Raw genomic sequence first — 18,909 nt, forward strand, 5'->3', positions numbered from 1 at the left:
AGATCGGTTAGAATAATCACACAGCGTTTCAACACTGTGTAATTCATGAGAAAAATCATCCATATTGACATGGATGCATTCTATGCATCTGTAGAGTTACTCGACCGTCCTGAACTAAAACACTTACCTGTGGTGATTTCCTCACATCATCCTCGGGCTGTGATTGCTGCTGCATCCTATCCAGCGCGTCAGTTTGGATTACGCTCCGCCATGTCGATGTCACAGGCAAAAAAACTCTGCCCTCAAGTCTATGTGATTGAACCGAATTTTGAAAAATATCGCGATGTTTCTGTAAAAATTCATGAAATCTTTCAAAAATACACTGCGCTTATCGAACCTTTATCTTTAGATGAAGCTTATTTAGATGTCACTGAAAATTTACAAAATATTCCCAGTGCCACTGAAGTGGCGGAACGAATTCGAGCCGATATTTTTCAACAAACAGGGCTTACGGCTTCGGCAGGTGTCGCACCGAATAAATTTCTTGCCAAAATTGCCTCAGACTGGAATAAACCCAATGGCATTTGCATCATTAAACCGACCCAAGTTCAACATTTTATCCATGATTTACCCCTGAAAAAAATTCCCGGTGTCGGTAAAGTCACTCAGGAAAAACTGAAAAGCTTAAACTTAGAGACTTTGGGGGATTTGCAAAAAATTGAAGAAAATATACTGATCCATCATTTTGGCAAATATGGCAGACAGTTGTTTTTATATGCCCAAGGTATTGATGATCGTCCAATACAAGCTGAACGACAACGTCAGCAAATTTCCAAAGAAACCACATTTGATGATGATCTCAGCCTTGAACAGTGTTCAATCTATTGGGACAATTTAATTGAACGTGTTTGGCTCAGTTTAGAAAAAAAACACATGCAGGCTCGCGGTGTCACCGTTAAGTTAAAACTCAAGAATTTTCAGGTTTTACAGCACAGTAAAAGTTTTAAAACCGCACTTCAATCGCAACAAGAAATGGTTCAGGTCATTCAAATATTATTAAGCGAAATGCAAATTCCTGAGCATTTCCAATTCCGTTTAATCGGAGTGGGTTTATATCAACTGACAGATCAGCAAGATGAAGCACAATTGTCATTATGGTAAACATAAATGAAAAAGACATGTGCGACTTTAGCTTAAATCTTTTACTTTATATCAGAAATAAAATCGTGAATTAATCTAGCCACTCGATTGGCGTGTACATTGGCCAAATCATGTTCCCCTTGTTCAATGATATGCAATCTGGAATGCTGGATTTTTTCATGCAAATATTTACCCACGCCCACAGGGCTAATGGGATCTGCATCGCCCCAGAGCAACAGGACTGGGCACGCTATTTTGTATAATAAATCATCTAAATGGGATTGATGATCGACAAACCAATTGGGCACCGCAAATGTTTGCTGGTAATCGCCTCGCCAATCGGCAACCTGAAAGGGGCTTAAATCAATTCCACCAGAGCTTGCAACCAAAACCAAAGCTTTGATCAATTCAGGTTTTTGTAATGCTGCTTGAACTGCAAAAACCCCTCCCATAGATTGAGCAATCACAATACAGGGCTGTTGAATTTGGTCGAGAATATAGCCCTGTAAATCGTCAAAACTATCAATATGCGGATGCTCTGGATGCCCAGCAAAACTTGGATAGGCCATCACTGTTTTTTGATGATCGGCTGAAAGCTGCTGCATAACAGGTTGCCAAAACGCTGTACTTCCCGATGCACCTGGTAAAAAAATTAAATGCATTCACCCATCACCTTGATATACAAAATTTAATCATCACTCTTTAGTTTAGCGCGTTGAAAAGCAGGACGCTGCTGAATTCGTTCAGCATATGCAGCCAGTCGAGGGGTTTTATTTTTGGTTCGTTGCTGCATGGCAATCATGGGAAAACTCATTTGAATGTCGGCAAACGAAAACTCACCTGCGGCATAGTCATGTTGACTAAAATAAGCTTCCAAAAAGGCTGCATGTTCTTTTAAACGAGGATTGCTAAAGCCGCCACGGACGCCTTCTGAAATTTTCTTTGCAATCGGACGAATTAAAAAAGGAACATGTTTTGGCATATTGGTCATGACCAAGGTCATCAACAAATAAGGCATTAAAGAACCCTCGGCATAATGCATCCAGTAGTTATATTGCATTAAGTCTTTAGGATTCTGAGGCTTAAACTGATTTTTTGTATCATAGGTTGCTTGAAGATAATCCAAAATCACAGCAGATTCTGCAATGGTTAGATCACCATCGGTCAATACAGGTGACTTTCCAAGCGGATGAACTGCTTTTAACTCAGGGGGTGCAGCAAAAGTAGGCAAGCGTTTATAGTGCTTAATCTGATATTCAAGCCCCAGCTCTTCTAAAGCCCAAATAATACGGAGTGAACGAGATTGATCTAGGTGATGTAATGTAATCATTGTATTGCCTCAGTTTTTATCCTTCGACTATAAATTGATCTCAACTTTTCAACAATTCTATTACTGTATTTAAATCATTTTTTTATCAACTTTGTTTATACTCTAGATTCAATATTGATTATTCTGAGAATAAAAATGAAGTCACTTATCCCGTTAATTTTCTTCTTTATTTGTTCAAATCTATATGCATATCAACCCAAGCTTATGTTATTGGGATCTCTTGAGAATAAGGGTGAATCCTTTATTGATGTAAATGCACATCAAAAAATTCGTGATTCGTTTAAGCAAGCTGTCATCTATGAAAAATATGCCAACCCTATTAAAGATGAGCAAGGTGCAACATATCAATCGGTTATTAAACAGCTTATTGTAGATTGCACAGGAAAAACCATCGCCATTCGGGGCGCTGACTACTTTGCAGGAAAAACATCAAACAGTAAATTAGTGAAAAAATTTGATGACCTTACCTTGAGCCATGATGGTGAAACGGGGGCTGCTTTTTATTCCTTTGACGACTTAGAGTTTAAAGCCTTGAATCAAGATAAGTTCTATAACAAAATTTATGCAAACACCTGTAAATAATCAATAAAAGCAACTTTGTATAATCTTAATGACAGAAAAAAAAGATATTTTGTTTTTATACAAAATATCTTTTATGGATCAGCGACAACGGTCATCTTTTACATAGCCGTTTTTATATAATCGTGGTATTGATTTCCACACTACGTAATAAAGTCTTGGTCACTGGGGTTTTTTGGCAAATGTCTAACACTTTTTGATGCAACTCTTCAGACAAAGGAGTGGCAAAAGACAAGCGACGCTCGACCCATTCTTTCCCCTCTTTATTGGCATTAAAATCAGCTTCAACTGTAAACTCACCCAAATCAAGACCTTTGTGTTGAGCATACATACGCAATGTAATCATGGTACAAGAAATTAAACCTGAACAGATAAAATCATAAGGCGCTAAGCCCTTGTCTTGCCCACCGAATGATTCTGGTTTGTCGGTAATCAGTTGATGTTTTCCACTCACCACCTCACCTGACCATGGTTCTGGATAGGTTTTTACCTTTGCATTTGCAATAATTGCCATTTTATTTTCCTTGAATCTTTAAATTTTTAGTGAATGCCAGTTTAAATAAAACTTTGTAAACGCAACACTTGCGCTAAAGGATGAGCAAGCTCGCCTTTAACGCAAATTATTTAGTTTGAATCCCTGTCTAAAAATCGACAATGCGCAATGCAGCACATCACTTCGATGCTCGCATCTTGTCTGGGAATGCCGGTGCTTCTAAACGTGGACCATCATAATCAGGGATCGTTCCAAAACGCGCGTCCTGATTTGCCCATTGTTCTGTAGCCGCTTTTAGTTCTTCCTGTGTTCTGCCAACAAGATTCCACCACAGTAATATAGGCGACTCAAAAGGTTCACCACCTATCAACAGTAAACGCGAGCCTTTTGGTAATTCAACCTCAATCTGTGAAATTCCAGGTTCAATCACCACCATATTGTCACTATTTAAATCATGACCATTTACTGTTGCTTCACCTTCTAATGCCATAAATCCATATTCAAAATGAGGATTCAGTGGAATACGTGTCTTGGTTGATTCTTTTGCAAAAAAATCGATCCCGACTAATTCCGTATGCACTTTGACAGGAGATTTGGTATTCATGAATTCACCGACTAAAACTGTAAATTCAATATGGTCCTGCTCTACAATGGGTAATTCTGGATAATGATCAAACTGCGGTGCCATATTGATCTTATCATCAGGCAATGCAATCCAAAGCTGTGCAGCATGCATTCTCGTTTCAGTATCGGGAGCAACTTCTGTATGGGAGATTCCATAACCCGCCGTCATCAGATTCACTTGTTTAGGACGAATCAATTGTTTAGAGCCGATGCTGTCTGTATGCATCATCGTCCCTTCGATCATCCAAGTGAAGGTTTGTAATCCAATATGTGGGTGCGGTCCGACATCCAATCCATCTCCCTGAGGAAATACGACTGGACCTGCGTGATCTAAAAAGCACCATGCGCCAATCATGCGTTTTTGACGACTGGGTAATGCACGTTTAATGACGGTGCCTTTGCCTATTTCTGCTGAACGGATTGGAAAATCTTGAATAAACTGATTCACATATTTTTCACAATCATCAGAGTTAGAAATCTCGGTATAGTTGGTATTGGTCATTTTGTTATCCTAAATTTGTCCATCAGCTCAGGACGTTATTGCAACATCTACAATTTCATTTTATTTAGCTTATCGGTTTTATATACATCGACCTATAGCTATCTTAATACGCTGAATACCATGAATAGGACAATAATAGTTTGGTTTTTGTTATGCAGTTTCTGATTACAAGATCTGGGAACAATACTTTACCGAGTTGAATATTCACTTTGAAATGTTTATAGGCCCGTCATCGCATCATGATGTCTTCAAAGCCTTGATCGAATTAAGCAGAAGGTGGTGGCGTAAGATCTACAAATAAGCCTGTGAAACGGCGAACCAAAGGTAAAAAAATTAATACTGTGGGAAAGGCAATCATCCATGAAAATAGCCAGACGCTAAACCATTTTGCAAAAAATCCATCGAACCACCCCACATTTTTCCATAAATTAATCATGGAAATGGTCGCACTCATCAAAGCTGAGAGTATCAACGGCATAATCCACCCTGCATATTTTGCTGGTAATTTCGGAATTCCAGCAAAAATCATGGCAGGTTTATGTTGATCGCGTCTATTTTCGATCTTGATCTCTGGTTTTAAATCAGGCATTTTTCTTGACGTTCTGCTTTAGGTTTTTCATAAATTGTTTAACTGCAGGTTCAAAGTCTTGAAATAGCACATGATCACGGTGGGTAATCATCACCTCTAAAAAGAGTTTTAATCCTACCGCAAACGCTTTAGTGGTTTCTTCATCAAAAAATTCAGCAGCTTTTAAGCGCTCTACGATTTGGAAAATATCATCGTGATTACCCACATTAAATTCGATATTTTCATTGTAGGTTGACGGATGACCTTGCGCATCTGCAAGATGTTGAACAGTTACATAATATTGATGTTGTTTCATAAGATTTCTCTAACTTGTTAAATATACCGCTGGGTTTAATGAAGGGTCTGTTGACAATTCGTCTACGTTTGCGACTACGTGTGTTTTTTAGACGATACTAGGCGCGAGATACGAAATTTAGTCATTCTAAATGAGTATTTCGAAACGACGTAGCGGCAAAAAACACGCTAGTCCCGAAGGGTTGTGGCTAAAATTATCTCAGCCTACGTTATGAACCTCGAAAATAGTCTCGCTATTCTCTTCGTTTCCTGCCTTGCCTGCTCAATTTTAACCTACAACGCAAGCCATTTATGAAATGTCAACAGACCCTCATGTCGTACTAAATTTAATATCCAAAACATCAATATCAAACGCTTGAAAAACCTGTTCCAGTGAAGCGATCAAAGACGCTTTATTGATCTGGGTTAGGTCGGCACATTGGATATTGAGTGACTCCACTTCGGATAAATAAGGCAAAGCATATTTGGCTTCATCTCTGCCATGCAGATTTTGCGTAATCAAACCCACTTTCTCTAAATCACTCACCACTCGATATATGGTCGATAAGCTGATCTGCTTATTTTGTACATATAACCGCTGATAAATCTGCTTTGCTGTCAGTTGTGTTTTTTGGTCCAACAGCGCTTTGAATACAATCACTCTTGCTTGGGTCACTTTTAAATTTGCATGACGCAGTTTTTGTTGTACCTCAATACTCATGTCTCACCTAAACCTTCTATTGCCCCATTATTGCACTGTTATAAACGTCCAATTTCTACTGCAGCTTGATCAATTTTTTCAGCGACTTGTCTAACTTGCTCCGCATCAAAATCTTTACCCTTGAGCTTTAGGCGTAATGATGTTTTTAAGTTTTCCATCGCACGATGAATATCCAAATATTGGTCGTTTTCATGAATTTCGCGTCGAGTTTCTAAACGCTCTAATAAGTGTTGGATATGCGCATGCTGCTCTTTTAAATGTAATTTTCCAGCATCAGTAATGTGATATTGCTTACGATCACCTTCTGTATTTTCAGCATGCACAAAACCAATTTCTTCAAGATAGGTCAGGGTTGGATAGATTGTGCCTGAACTTGGAGTATAGCCTCCACCGACCAGATCACTGATGGCTTTGATAATTTCATAACCATGCTTTGGCTGTTGCTGTATCAGATGTAAAACCAAAAGCTTCATTTTACCCGATTCAAACAACCGACCTCGTCGTCCACCATAGCCCCGTTCGGTATGCTGTTCACGATGCTCAAAATCATGTTGTGAATGATCATGTCGCTCTGATTTCATCTTTATTTTTCTCAAATTGATTAATTTATGTATATTAAGATATGTCTTAATAAGTCTTAATGCAAGATGATAGAACAAAATCAATTATAATATTTTGATAAATAATGAATTAAATAATTTTGAATCGATCTATCTTAAAAAATTAAGACATAAAAAAGACCGATTAAAAGCCTTTAAACCGAATCTATTGGCTATTTTTATTGTTGTTATGGATTGCTTAAAGCTTGACTCAGTTATCCATTTTTTAAGCATTATTTTTATGTCATGGCGCAGCAAACTTTTAATTTTCAGATCTTTAGCCTTGACATAGAGATTAATTTACATACAATGCGATTTGTAACAAAAAATTAATATTTTTATAACAAAAGGGTCACACAATGTTTAAGAAAACTTTATTTGCTGCATTACTTGCTAGTTCTTTTGGGTCTGCACATGCATACCAAGCTGAAATCGGTGGTTCACTCGGTATTGTTGATCCAGATAAAGGGGATACATCTACTGGTTTTGCTATTGATGGAACATATTATTTTAACCCTGTTCAAGTTAAAAATAACCCATTAAACGAAGCTGCCTTTCTAGATCGCGCAAGCAACGTAAATGCTGGGATTAGCTATATCGATTATGATGCCTACGATGTAACAGCTTATGGTGTTGGTATTGAATATTTCGTTCCAAATACCGATTTTTATGCAAGTGCTGCTATTGGACGCTCTACAGCTAAGGCCGATCATGTCGATGATTTAGACACAACAACTTACTCTGCTGAAGTAGGTTACTTGCCAATCCCAGGTCTTTTGATTGCGGTTGGTTTAGCGGGCTATGACAATGATTTTAATGATGATATAGATCCAACTATCCGTGCTAAATATGTCACTCAAGTGGGTCGCTATGACATGAATTTTGAAGGTGGTGCAAGCTTTGGTGATACCGATGCTTACAGCGTAGGTACAGATTTATACCTAGATAAAACTTTCAGTGTCGGATTGGCTTATTCAGGTAGCCGCACCGATGGTACTGATGAAGACAGCTTTACAATTCGTGCAAAAAAATTCTTTACTCAACAAATCAGCTTAGAAGGTTCTGTTGATTTTGAAGATGACGATAATATCTATGGTCTTCGCGCTGCTTACCGCTTCTAATTATTGGTAAACTTTAAAAAACCGCTCTTGTATAAGCGGTTTTTTTTATCACTAATTAAATAAATCAACAATTAATGATTCATTAAAATAACTTTAGGTTTGATCGAGACTTCATTTAACTTGTATTGTACTTTTTTCATCAACCTTAGTAATTCATTAGGATTTTCTTCATTTAAATTAAACGGATGCTCTGAAGTACTACTACGTATATCAGTTTGAATATTTGATTTACTATCCAAAAATAATGTCATCGGAATATAGCGCACACCATACTCTAAACTTAAATCCTCATCCTCATTCACATCGACCTTAATCATGATGAATTTTTTCGAAAGATTTACAACCTCATCATCATAAAATACTTTTCCATATCGCTTAGAAGCGCCACACCAGTTAGCATAAAACACCAATAAAATGGGTTTCTTCTCTTGTTCAGCAATCTGTAAGCCTTTTTCATAAGACAGCCAATTAATATTATTTTCGTTCCATTTAATTACATTTGCAAAGGCTGTATTTGAAATCAGAATAAAAAGCACTGCAATCCATATTTTCATTTTTCTAGATTCTTTTAGGCATAAAAAAGCGTTAAACCTATATTAATCTATGACTTAAAGAAGGGAGATAATTTTCTTTGATGTTTAATCCGCAAATCTAGTTAGAAGCACTACTTTTTACAGTGCAGAGAAAGGCCTTAACTACACAAATGTATTTAAATTTTGAATGTAAGATAAGGCTATACGCGCTCTAAAATGAGATGTATTAACTATTATAGTGGGTATCAAATAGATAAAGCGCTTATATAAGCGCTTCTTTCGCCTAAATTTACTGTTCTAAATGCAGCATTCTTAACTGCAAACTCACATTGCCATTAAATTGATTTTTATCCAATTCATAAACAATACGTACCATATCTTGCATAGGATCAAAATTGAATTTATCACGTACATTAAAGGCAATCGCATCAATCGGTTGGCCATTTTCCAAAGCTAAGCGCAATTTCAGATGCACTTCCTTTAACCAACGATAATCGATGACTTTAAAACGCCCTTCAAATACCGGTGCAGGAAACTTTTGCCCCCACGGTCCCAATTGCGCCAAAGTATCTACAGTTTGTAGCTGAAATGCCTGAGCAGGTAATTCACCATCCGTCCACAACACCGCTTGGAATAGTGCATCATCGGATTGAGCAACCAACTCAGTAAAACGTTGTTTAAATTCTTCAAAATGTTGCTTTTGAATGGTCAAACCCGCCGCCGCCGCATGCCCACCAAAATGACTAATCAAATCAGGATATTGCTCGGCAACTTTTTCAATACTGTCTCGAATATGAATACCATCAATCGAACGTGCGGAACCTTTGATATGAATCCCATCTTTATCTGCCGCAAATACAATACTGGGGCGATGAAATTGCTCTTTTAAACGGCCTGCCACAATACCAATCACCCCTTGATGCCAATGCTCTTCAAACATGACCAGCGCTGCGGGTAAATGATCTTGATCAAGCTGTAGATTTTCCAGCGCTGCCAAAGCCTCTTGTTTGATCTCCGACTCAACTTGACGGCGTTCTAAGTTTAACTCATTGAGCTGGCGTGCCAAAGCGTGAGCTGTCTGCGTATCGGTTGCCAAAAGACATTCAATACCGATGTCCATGGTTTCCATACGCCCTGCGGCATTAAGACGAGGGCCTAACACAAAACCTAAATCAGAGGCTTTTAACTCAACAGGATCACGCGCTGCAATGTCTAATAAGGCACTAATCCCAGCACGACATTGATTCTGTTGAATCCGTTTAACCCCTGCATCCACTAAGATACGATTGTTATGGTCGAGGCTGGCAACATCGGCATAAGTGCCCAAAGCAACCAAATCCAAATATTGCGGCATTTTTGCAGCCAATTTCCCCAGTTTTGCCCGATGGCTACTTAACTTTGCCAATAGGTAAAATGCCACGCCAACGCCAGCCAAAGCCTTACTTGGAAATTCGCACCCTAACTGATTTGGGTTAACAACCGCTTCAGCCTGAGGCGTTTCCTTGGTCGTTAAATGGTGATCGGTGATAATCACCTGCATTCCATGTGACTGCGCTTGTGCTACACCTGCATGACTGGAAATTCCATTGTCGACCGTAATTAATAGATCAGGCTGATATTTTTCAAAAGCCAAGTCAGCAATTTTAGGGGTTAGGCCATAGCCATATTTAAAACGATCTGGAACGAGGTATTCAACATTGGCCCCCATTTCTCGTAAAGCCAGCATCATCAGTGCGGTACTGGTGGCACCATCTGCATCATAATCACCGACAATCACAATTTTTTTTTCTTGATCTAAGGCTTGATCAATAATTTGAATGGCTTGCTCCAAACCTTTCATTTCTGGTGCAAGTAAATATTTAAGTTTTAAATCTAATTCTTGTTCAGATTGCACACCACGACGAGCCAAAATTTCGGCAATAAAGGGTAACACGCCCTGAAAGTTTTCAGGGCGTGTAATCAAAGGTCGTTGTTTAATTTGTAATTTTTGCATTTATGGCATCAAACGTTGTATTGTCCAAGATCCACCGACTTTTTCATAAGTGAGGCGATCATGTAAGCGATTTGGGCGACCTTGCCAGAATTCATAATACGTCGGCTCTAAACGATAGCCTCCCCAAAATTCGGGTTTAACCAATTCATTCTTTTCAGCCACTTGATCATACAACGCTTGAAAACGCTGTTGTAAATGTTCACGACTTTCAATCACGCCACTTTGTGGGGTGCTGATATGTGCTGCAATTTGGCTATCACGCGGACGTTTATGATAATAATCAGTAGATTCTTGTTCAGATATTTTCTGAACTTGACCACCCACACGAACCTGACGTTCTAACTCAGGCCAATAGAATAGCAATTCTGCATAAGGGTTTTCAGCTAAATCTAAGCCTTTTTGACTGTCATAATTGGTATAAAAATCATAACCAGCCTCGGTAGCACCACGCAATAACACAGTACGCACATGTGGACGCCCTTGTGCATTTGCGGTTGCCAACGACATTGCATAGGGTTCATGCAGTTTTGCTTCTAAAGCCAAATTAAACCAATTGAGAAACTGCGCATGAGGATGAGCATCCACTTGCTCCTCATGTAGTTCACCTTTTTGATAAGTAAGACGAAGCTCACTTAAGTCTTTAATTACATCACGCATGAAGCAAAACCTTCTACAGACGATACAATATTTTAAGCCGCATTTTGACGAACAGCATCTGCTAAATGATTTGCCAAATCAGTTACTTCTTGCAGATTATCGCCTTCTACCATAACACGGATGATCGGTTCCGTCCCAGACTTACGAATTAAAATTCGCCCACGTCCTTTAAGTGTGGCTTCTACTTTATCAAACTCGGCAACCAATGCTGGCACCGCAAATGGGTCAAACATTTGTTCAAGGCGAACATTAACCAAAACATTGGGTAAAGTTTTAAAATCTGCAACCAATTCATCTAAAGATTTATTCTGTTCAACCAATACTGTTAACACTTGCAGGGCTGCAATAATTGCATCACCTGTTGTGCTCTTGTCTAAAGTCAAAATATGACCAGATGGTTCGCCACCAGTTACCCAGTTGTTTTCTTCTAAATTTTGCAATACATAGCGATCACCCACTTTAGCACGCACAAAAGGCACTTTGGCTTTTTCAAGTGCCAATTCTAATGCCATGTTACTCATCACTGTACCCACGATACCCGCCGGTTTTTGAGATGCTTGGGTTGCTAAAATATACAGAATATGGTCGCCATCAATCAATTTACCAAAACGGTCGACCAAAACCACACGATCTGCATCGCCATCAAAAGCAATACCTAAATCTGCTTGATGCTCAATCACGGCTTTTTGTAAATTTTCAGGATGTGTTGAACCACAATCCTTATTGATATTTAAACCATCTGGTTCGTTATAAAGCGCAATAACTTTTGCGCCTAATTCACGAAATACTGCTGGACCTACGCTATACGCTGCACCATTGGCGCAATCCACCACAATTTTTAAATGGCGTAAATTGAAATGATATGGGAATGTCGATTTACAAAATTCGATATAACGACCATTGGCATCTTTAACACGTACACTCTTACCTAAGTTTGCGGTGTCTTCAATGATGATATCGTTCTCAAGCTCTCGATTAATCGCATCTTGAATCGTATCTGGGAGCTTTTTCCCTTCATCTGAAAAGAATTTAATCCCATTATCAAAATAAGGGTTATGCGAAGCAGAAATCACGATCCCTAAGTTGGCATGCAATGCGCGGGTTAAATGAGCAATTGCAGGGGTCGGTAAGGGTCCAAGCAAATGTACATAAACACCTGCCGCATTGAGACCCGCCTGTAAAGCTGCTTCAAGAATATAACCCGATAAACGAGTATCTTTACCTAAAACCACAATCGGTTTTGATTTTGGGCTAATTTGCTTTAATACTTTCCCTGCCGCAAATCCGAGTTTAAGTGCAAATTCTGGGGTAATTGGGAGTTCACCAAATTTTCCACGAATCCCGTCTGTTCCAAAATAACTCATCTTTTACCCACTTATTATGTGTTGTATAACAATCAATTTTTAAGGTTTACTACTTTACACCAAAATAAAAAAGCCGTCATAAACTGACGGCTTTTTCCAATCAAAATATTACAAAAGATTAACCTACACGATAGTTCGGTGCTTCTTTGGTAATCGTTACATCATGCACATGTGACTCTTGCATACCTGCAGCGGTAATTTTCACAAATTTTGCATTTTGACGTAAATCTTCAATGGTTGCAGAACCGGTATAGCCCATAGATGAACGTAAACCACCCATCATTTGATGTACGATATTGCCCATTGGACCTTTGTACGGTACGCGACCTTCAATCCCTTCTGGGACCAATTTCTCAGCGCCTGCTTTCGAGTCTTGGAAATAACGATCGGCAGAACCCGTCGCGCCAGCCATTGCACCCAAAGAACCCATACCACGGTATGCTTTGTAATAACGGCCTTGGAAGAATTCAACTTCACCAGGCGCTTCTTCAGTACCCGCCATAAGTGAACCCACCATAATCGTGCTTGCACCAGCACCAATCGCTTTTGCCATATCCCCAGAGAAACGGATACCACCATCAGCAATCAATGGAATTTGGTCTTTCAATGCGTTGGCAACACTGTCAATTGCAGAGATTTGTGGCATACCAATACCTGCAACGATACGTGTCGTACAGATTGAACCAGGACCAATACCCACTTTCACCGCATCTGCACCCGCATCAAGTAATGCCAAAGCAGCATCACCCGTTGCGATATTACCGCCAATCACTTGAACTTGAGGGAAGTTTGCTTTCACCCAACGTACACGCTCGATCACACCCGCAGAATGACCATGCGCCGTATCCACTACAATCGCATCAACGCCGGCTTCAACCAAAGCTTCAACACGACTTGGGGTTTCAGCGCCAGTACCCACTGCAGCACCAACACGTAAACGACCTAATTCATCTTTACAGCTATTTGGATAAGATTCCGCTTTACGGAAATCTGTAACTGTAATTAAGCCTTTTAATGCATTGCTTTCATCAACCACCAATACTTTTTCAATACGGTGTTTTTGCAATAATGCTTGAATATTTTCTTTCGATTCATTTTCACGAACAGTCACAAGACGATCTTGCCCTGTCATGATATTGCTTACTGGTTGTTCCAAGTTCGTTACAAAACGAGTATCTCGGCCAGTTACAATCCCAACCACTTTGCCATCTTTAACGACAGGTACACCGCTGATGTTGTTGGCTTGTGTAATAGCCATCAAATCACGGATCGTGGTTTCAGGTGTCACGGTAATCGGATCTTTCACCATTCCCGCTTCGAATTTTTTTACACGGCGAACTTCTGCAGCTTGTGCAGAAATATCCATGTTTTTATGTAAAATACCAATACCACCGTTTTGCGCCATTGCAATCGCCATACGTGACTCAGTCACAGTATCCATTGCTGCTGAAACCATAGGGATGTTCAGTTGAATGCCGCGTGTGAGGCGTGTCTTTAGAGAGACATCTTTTGGGAGGATAGTAGAATAGGCAGGGAGTAATAAGACATCATCGAAGGTTAGCGCTTCTTGAACGATGGTCAACATAACAGTCTCGCTGGTAATTTCCGTGAGCTATTATATACAAATTTCCGTTCAATTTTCATTTTTTATTGTGCCGATTTATCTTATTCTCGATCACACTTTATTTTTCAGTATCTTATTGAAATAAAAATGGGCTTTGAATATAAAATTATCGTGGATTTAACACCACAGTAGACTGTCGACTTACAGTCTCTGCCTTAATATCCTAAATTTTCCCAATGAAGCGTTAACACACCTGATCAAAGTCTTCATCATTGCTGGGTGTAGCGACTTCTATTTCGATCAGGGGAATTAAACCATAGCCTTGTCTTGCTTTTGCACATTGTGAATCCCCAGCATGTACCTGTTTGCATGAAGAACTCCGTTGCTCATACATACTACAGCTGACTTGCTGTCCAATCTCACCCTTTAATGCCACACAACGTGGTTGCTTTTGATTGGTGCCCTGCATACAAGAATACACGGCTGTCAAAGGTTCGACATAATCTGGCGGCATGGCTTCTCCTTCTGCCCAATAAAATGAGACTCGGAAAAAGGCGCAACACGCCCCGCAACTTAAGCACGCATCCTGTGCTGAGATTTGTGACAACATTTTTTTAAGATTCTCGTTATCAATTTAAAATTTTGGCAAGAAAATCCTAAAAAAAGTCGCACTCAAACTCAATATCTTTTTTGAATTTTTTATTGCGGACAGGTAAACACGGACTCATCCATCAAATCGACACCGCATTGTAAATTTTCGATCCAGTCTAAAAACTGATGAATCATCTCTTTACCAATAAACGGCTTACCATGTTGCGGCACAATCATTTCAATATCCATTTGACGCACCATTTTCACCCATAAACGGATCACCCGATTGGTACACATATAGCGCTGATGAAAACCATGCATGGTTGGAATGTGCATTGCAAAATCTTCAATTGGTTTCGAGGCATCATCAACAATCGATGCACCCATATCACCTGAGAATAAAATTTTTGAAATTGGATCGTAAAACTGGAAATTTCCAACGGAATGTAAGAAATGCGCAGGAACTACGATGATGTGCGTTTCTCCCAATGGAATAGAGCCACCTTGGTCAGGCAATTCGATCAGACGTTCTAACCAGCCCCCCTTCATACGGTCACTCATAAATGCTGAGTTTAAATGAGGTAAAAAGCGTGCCCATAATTTAGATGCGACCACTTTGGCATCGGTATAGACCAACCAACGTGGCATTGAAGTAATGATGTCGGGGTCTTGGTGAGATGCCATGACATAGTCTAGATTTTGTAATCGGGTGTATTTATTAAGCTCCATGGTCAGGGGCACATAGGTCAAATCACCGCCCGGATCTAATACTGCTGCACGTTCATTATTTAAAATAAGAAACTGATTGGCTTGTACACCTTCACCTTTCACCAAACTGGTAAAACTTATACATTTATGAGTGCCATTATCAAACAAAACTTGCGACGTGGTGCGATCTAAAGCCATACCAGAAACCCCAAAACCTTTTTTTAAAATAAATCTTTAGTTATCCCATACAACATATAAGGTTTTCTTCAAAGTTACAATAAATCTACAACCTAAGTTTAAAGATTATTTGTGTCATCATTCTCAGAATAATAAAAAACCCAACATTAAGTTGGGTTTTCAGCTTTAAAAATAGATGCCTTTATTGATGTTCAATCAGCTTGGAAAATTGTGCTTAAAAAAAGTAATGCTGAACTAAAGCGGCGACACCAATAATAAAGAAGATTGCAGCTCCAATTTTATGAATCAGAGCAATAGGTAATTTATCTGCCAATTTATTGCCAATAAATACAGCAGGTGCATTGACCAACATAATCCCCAATGTCGTACCTAGAGTTACCCAACCGATGCTGTCAAAGCGTGCAGCAAGTGCCACTGTGGCGATTTGGGTTTTATCCCCAATTTCTGCAAGGAAGAATAATACAAAGGTTGCACCAAAGACCCCATATTTTTGCCATTTATTAATACTTTCAGATTCATCATCCAATTCATCTGGAATCAACATCCACCCAGCCATACCAATAAAGCCAAGTGACACAATCCAAAGTAATACTGTCGGGCTAAGGACTGTGGTAATCCATTGACCAAGCACAGCCGATACGCCATGATTGACAATAGTTGCTAATAAAATTGCAAATAAAATAGGAATAGGTTTACGAAAACGTGCAGCAAGAAGTAATGCGAGCAGTTGTGTTTTATCGCCCATTTCGGATAAAGCGACAACCACTAAAGAGATGAGGAAGGCATTTAACATTTCAAAGTCTCTGGCTAGCAATATTTACCGATGACTTACCCCTCCTGCTAGCCAATATGAATAGTCGCCTATTCAACGCGGAGTGATAAATCAAAGGTCTTGCCAACAAAAGATAGCTGAGTAAACACCTTCAGCTAAATTGGTTCTTTGCTATGATGACCATACTCTGTTGAGTAATTATGTTGATCATCACCCATTTATCATCTCGCAGATGACAAACAGCGGCTACTCCCCAATGAAGTACAGCTATTCTACAACGCTTTATCAATCATTTTCAATTTTTAAAAATTAAAAAATTTAAAGCTCAGATAAATTTCAAAAAATATCGTGCCGAAACATTTTTAATGCCCGCAGAGGATGAATCCAATTTCGTTTCTTCACTAATTTCGAACCCTAGATGGTTATCCTATCGTGGGGCGACATGGATGTCGCCGATTGATTTAGTTGAAAATGTTAATTAGGAGAAATTATATTCTTGTGCCTGAGTTTTTTGACAGATTGACTATATTGAATGATGACTTTAAAGCAGATTTAAAAATTATTGATAAAACAAAATCAGATGCATATAAAAAAACCTCGCCTAAAGCGAGGTCTTCTATAATTTAAAACTTAAAGCAAGATGTTCCGAATATCTGATAACAACTTGGTCAATTTATTGGTAAATCGCGCAGCATCCGCACCATTAATCACACGATGGTCATAAGACAATGACAATGGCAACATCAGTTTTGGATCAAAACCTGAGCCATTCCATACCGGTTGCATGGTTGCAGGTGAGATACCCAAAATCGCAACTTGCGGCCAGTTCACCAATGGCGTAAATGCTGTACCACCAATTGAACCTAGGCTGGTAATGGTAAAGTTTGCACCTTGTAAGTCTTTCGGAGAAAGTTTCTTATCACGTGCTTTTTTACTTAACTCACCCAATTCAATGGCAATTTGCTTAATCGATTTTTGATCAGGATTACGCAATACTGGAACAGTTAAACCATCTGGTGTCGCCACAGCGATTCCCATATGAATTTCTTTACGTAACAACACAGACTTTTGATCATCTGCCAAGTGACCTGCAAAATAAGGCTCTTCTTTGAGTAAGAACGCCACCGCTTTTGCAATAAAAGCAAGGATCGTTAAGCTAATACCATCTTGCTTAAATTTCCCTTTTAACTCACCGCGCCAAGCTTCTAGTTCAGTAATATCTGCTAAATCAAATTGTGTCACTTGCGGAATAAAATTGTTTAATGACAATTGCGGTACAGACACTTGCTGTAAACGCGTCATTGGTGCAATTTCACTACCACCAAATGCACTGAAATCTGGTAATGCAGGCAAACCTGAAGCGGCTGGTGCAGCAGTTGTTTGAGCTGCTGCTTGTGGTGCAGTCAATTTGGCTTTAACAAAAGCAAAAACATCATCTTTCATCACACGTGCATGAGGGCCAGAGGCCTCGACTTGTGATAAAACCACACCCAGTTCACGCGCAAGCTTACGCACAGCAGGACCAGCATAAACTTTGGCATTTTCAGCTTGTTGCGCTTTAGATAACTTTTCAGTACCCGCTTGAGCAACGGCCACTTCAGCTTTTGGCGCTGATGCTGTCGTTTTCGCGGCTGGTGCTGATGCAGCTTGTGATGCTTGAGCGGCTGGTTTTTCTTGCGGTGCTGATGCAGTCTGACCCTGTGCTTCAATCGTCACCAAAGCACTGCCCTGGCTTACAGACTGATTCAATTCCACATGGATCGCCGTTACCGTACCTGCAACCGTACTTGGCACTTCTACAGAGGCTTTATCCGACTCAGCAACGCAAAGGCTTTGGTCTTTTTCAACTTGATCGCCTACGCTCACCAAGATTTCAGAAATTGTTGCTTTATCTACACCAAGATCAGGAACAGCAACTTCAACTTTACCCGATTGGGCTGGTGCTGATGCTTCTGGTGCAGCAGCTTGAGTTGGTGTTGCTGACGCTTGTTGAGGCGCTTCAGCAGGTGCTGCCGCCGAAGTCGTTGCAGCGCCTACAGTTTTCACTGTAATCAGTACCACACCTTCTTTAACATTATCGCCTTCTTTGACCACAACACTTTCAACCGTGCCAGCAACTGTGCTTGGAACTTCAACCGTTGCTTTATCCGATTCCACTACAACGATGCTGTCATCTACCGCAATTTCGTCGCCCACTTTAACCAGAACTTCGCCGACCAAAGCTTTTTCAACACCAATATCTGGCACTTGAACTTCAACTGTTTGAGATGAAGCTGGCGCAGATGCTGAAGGTGCAGCAGATGCCACAGGTTCAGCTTTAGTTTCTACAGCAGGTTCAGTTTTTGCAGCTTCTTGAGCAGGCTGTGCTGCTGTTTCTGTCGCAGTTGCATCCGCAGATTCAACTTCGATCAACACAGCACCTTCTGAAACTTCATCACCTTCCGTAACAGCAATACTTTTAACCACGCCTGCTGAAGTGCTTGGCACTTCAACAGAGGCTTTGTCTGACTCAAGTAGAACGATACTGTCATCAACAGCGATGGTATCCCCGACTTTCACCAAGATTTCTGCAACAGTGGCCTTATCAACGCCAATATCAGGAGTTTTAACTTGCATCA

General features: G+C 39.8%; 20 protein-coding genes and 1 riboswitch. Of the genes, 3 read left to right on the plus strand and 17 right to left on the minus strand.

Annotated features, from left to right (window positions below; translation table 11 throughout):
- The first annotated feature begins 45 nt into the window (after nucleotides 1–45).
- Entirely contained in the window at nucleotides 46–1,101 is a 1,056-nt protein-coding gene (gene dinB, locus L3V46_RS20780; protein WP_239046655.1) for a DNA polymerase IV, read from the plus strand.
- A 41-nt stretch (nucleotides 1,102–1,142) separates the two neighbouring features.
- Here the strand turns inward: dinB and L3V46_RS20785 are convergent, their stop codons facing one another.
- Nucleotides 1,143–1,742, minus strand: coding sequence for an alpha/beta hydrolase (locus tag L3V46_RS20785; protein ID WP_239046656.1), 600 nt, complete (start codon nucleotides 1,740–1,742; stop codon nucleotides 1,143–1,145).
- A gap of 26 nt (nucleotides 1,743–1,768) precedes the next feature.
- Nucleotides 1,769–2,410 (minus strand): glutathione S-transferase, encoded by a 642-nt coding sequence (locus tag L3V46_RS20790; protein WP_239046657.1) that lies wholly within the window; start codon nucleotides 2,408–2,410, stop codon nucleotides 1,769–1,771.
- 135 nt (nucleotides 2,411–2,545) lie between these two features.
- On the opposite strand from L3V46_RS20790, the gene L3V46_RS20795 reads away from it, so the two are divergent.
- Complete coding sequence (locus tag L3V46_RS20795; protein WP_034611292.1) at nucleotides 2,546–2,992, plus strand: surface-adhesin E family protein; 447 nt, start codon at nucleotides 2,546–2,548, stop codon at nucleotides 2,990–2,992.
- A 112-nt stretch (nucleotides 2,993–3,104) separates the two neighbouring features.
- Here L3V46_RS20795 and L3V46_RS20800 read toward each other — a convergent pair whose 3' ends face one another.
- From L3V46_RS20800 to L3V46_RS20825, 6 genes are all read right to left on the minus strand, one after another.
- Nucleotides 3,105–3,503, minus strand: coding sequence for an OsmC family protein (locus tag L3V46_RS20800; RefSeq protein WP_004718587.1), 399 nt, complete (start codon nucleotides 3,501–3,503; stop codon nucleotides 3,105–3,107).
- Nucleotides 3,504–3,660: 157 nt separating this feature from the next.
- On the minus strand, nucleotides 3,661–4,608 hold the full coding sequence (locus tag L3V46_RS20805) for a pirin family protein (RefSeq protein WP_154129944.1): 948 nt from the start codon (nucleotides 4,606–4,608) through the stop codon (nucleotides 3,661–3,663).
- 265 nt (nucleotides 4,609–4,873) lie between these two features.
- Entirely contained in the window at nucleotides 4,874–5,137 is a 264-nt protein-coding gene (locus L3V46_RS20810) for a DUF2798 domain-containing protein (RefSeq protein ID WP_034611342.1), read from the minus strand.
- A 52-nt stretch (nucleotides 5,138–5,189) separates the two neighbouring features.
- The gene (locus tag L3V46_RS20815) at nucleotides 5,190–5,492 is read right to left on the minus strand and encodes a DUF3861 domain-containing protein (RefSeq protein ID WP_004718593.1); all 303 of its coding nucleotides are present in this window, start codon (nucleotides 5,490–5,492) and stop codon (nucleotides 5,190–5,192) included.
- Between the two features lie 309 nt (nucleotides 5,493–5,801).
- Nucleotides 5,802–6,191: a transcriptional repressor gene (locus L3V46_RS20820; RefSeq protein WP_239046658.1), complete on the minus strand. Its 390-nt coding sequence runs from the start codon at nucleotides 6,189–6,191 to the stop codon at nucleotides 5,802–5,804.
- A 38-nt stretch (nucleotides 6,192–6,229) separates the two neighbouring features.
- Complete coding sequence (locus tag L3V46_RS20825; RefSeq protein ID WP_034611284.1) at nucleotides 6,230–6,772, minus strand: PadR family transcriptional regulator; 543 nt, start codon at nucleotides 6,770–6,772, stop codon at nucleotides 6,230–6,232.
- A 377-nt stretch (nucleotides 6,773–7,149) separates the two neighbouring features.
- On the opposite strand from L3V46_RS20825, the gene L3V46_RS20830 reads away from it, so the two are divergent.
- Nucleotides 7,150–7,911 (plus strand): putative porin, encoded by a 762-nt coding sequence (locus tag L3V46_RS20830; protein ID WP_004718597.1) that lies wholly within the window; start codon nucleotides 7,150–7,152, stop codon nucleotides 7,909–7,911.
- A 71-nt stretch (nucleotides 7,912–7,982) separates the two neighbouring features.
- On the opposite strand, the gene L3V46_RS20835 is transcribed toward L3V46_RS20830, so the two are convergent.
- The 9 genes from L3V46_RS20835 to L3V46_RS20875 all read right to left on the minus strand — a co-directional run bounded on the left by L3V46_RS20835 (nucleotide 7,983) and on the right by L3V46_RS20875 (nucleotide 18,907).
- A complete protein-coding gene (locus L3V46_RS20835) occupies nucleotides 7,983–8,465 on the minus strand; it encodes a thioredoxin family protein (RefSeq protein ID WP_051670978.1) in 483 nt (160 codons plus the stop codon).
- A gap of 268 nt (nucleotides 8,466–8,733) precedes the next feature.
- Nucleotides 8,734–10,437: a single-stranded-DNA-specific exonuclease RecJ gene (gene recJ / locus L3V46_RS20840; RefSeq protein ID WP_239046659.1), complete on the minus strand. Its 1,704-nt coding sequence runs from the start codon at nucleotides 10,435–10,437 to the stop codon at nucleotides 8,734–8,736.
- Nucleotides 10,438–11,094 (minus strand): pyridoxamine 5'-phosphate oxidase, encoded by a 657-nt coding sequence (pdxH, locus tag L3V46_RS20845; RefSeq protein ID WP_239046660.1) that lies wholly within the window; start codon nucleotides 11,092–11,094, stop codon nucleotides 10,438–10,440.
- Between the two features lie 32 nt (nucleotides 11,095–11,126).
- A complete protein-coding gene (gene glmM, locus L3V46_RS20850; protein ID WP_004818404.1) occupies nucleotides 11,127–12,458 on the minus strand; it encodes a phosphoglucosamine mutase in 1,332 nt (443 codons plus the stop codon).
- 118 nt (nucleotides 12,459–12,576) lie between these two features.
- Nucleotides 12,577–14,043 (minus strand): IMP dehydrogenase, encoded by a 1,467-nt coding sequence (gene guaB, locus L3V46_RS20855; RefSeq protein ID WP_004718605.1) that lies wholly within the window; start codon nucleotides 14,041–14,043, stop codon nucleotides 12,577–12,579.
- Between the two features lie 223 nt (nucleotides 14,044–14,266).
- Entirely contained in the window at nucleotides 14,267–14,632 is a 366-nt protein-coding gene (locus L3V46_RS20860) for a YkgJ family cysteine cluster protein (RefSeq protein WP_081407361.1), read from the minus strand.
- Between the two features lie 89 nt (nucleotides 14,633–14,721).
- On the minus strand, nucleotides 14,722–15,519 hold the full coding sequence (locus L3V46_RS20865; RefSeq protein WP_239046661.1) for an MBL fold metallo-hydrolase: 798 nt from the start codon (nucleotides 15,517–15,519) through the stop codon (nucleotides 14,722–14,724).
- A 214-nt stretch (nucleotides 15,520–15,733) separates the two neighbouring features.
- The gene (locus L3V46_RS20870; protein WP_004818402.1) at nucleotides 15,734–16,312 is read right to left on the minus strand and encodes a TMEM165/GDT1 family protein; all 579 of its coding nucleotides are present in this window, start codon (nucleotides 16,310–16,312) and stop codon (nucleotides 15,734–15,736) included.
- A gap of 89 nt (nucleotides 16,313–16,401) precedes the next feature.
- Nucleotides 16,402–16,558: riboswitch (yybP-ykoY riboswitch) on the minus strand.
- A 363-nt stretch (nucleotides 16,559–16,921) separates the two neighbouring features.
- Complete coding sequence (locus L3V46_RS20875; RefSeq protein ID WP_239046801.1) at nucleotides 16,922–18,907, minus strand: 2-oxo acid dehydrogenase subunit E2; 1,986 nt, start codon at nucleotides 18,905–18,907, stop codon at nucleotides 16,922–16,924.
- Between the last annotated feature and the right edge of the window lie 2 nt (nucleotides 18,908–18,909).

The sequence above is a fragment of the Acinetobacter sp. AG3 genome (assembly GCF_022343575.1).
GTDB classification, from domain to species: Bacteria; Pseudomonadota; Gammaproteobacteria; order Pseudomonadales; family Moraxellaceae; genus Acinetobacter; species Acinetobacter guillouiae.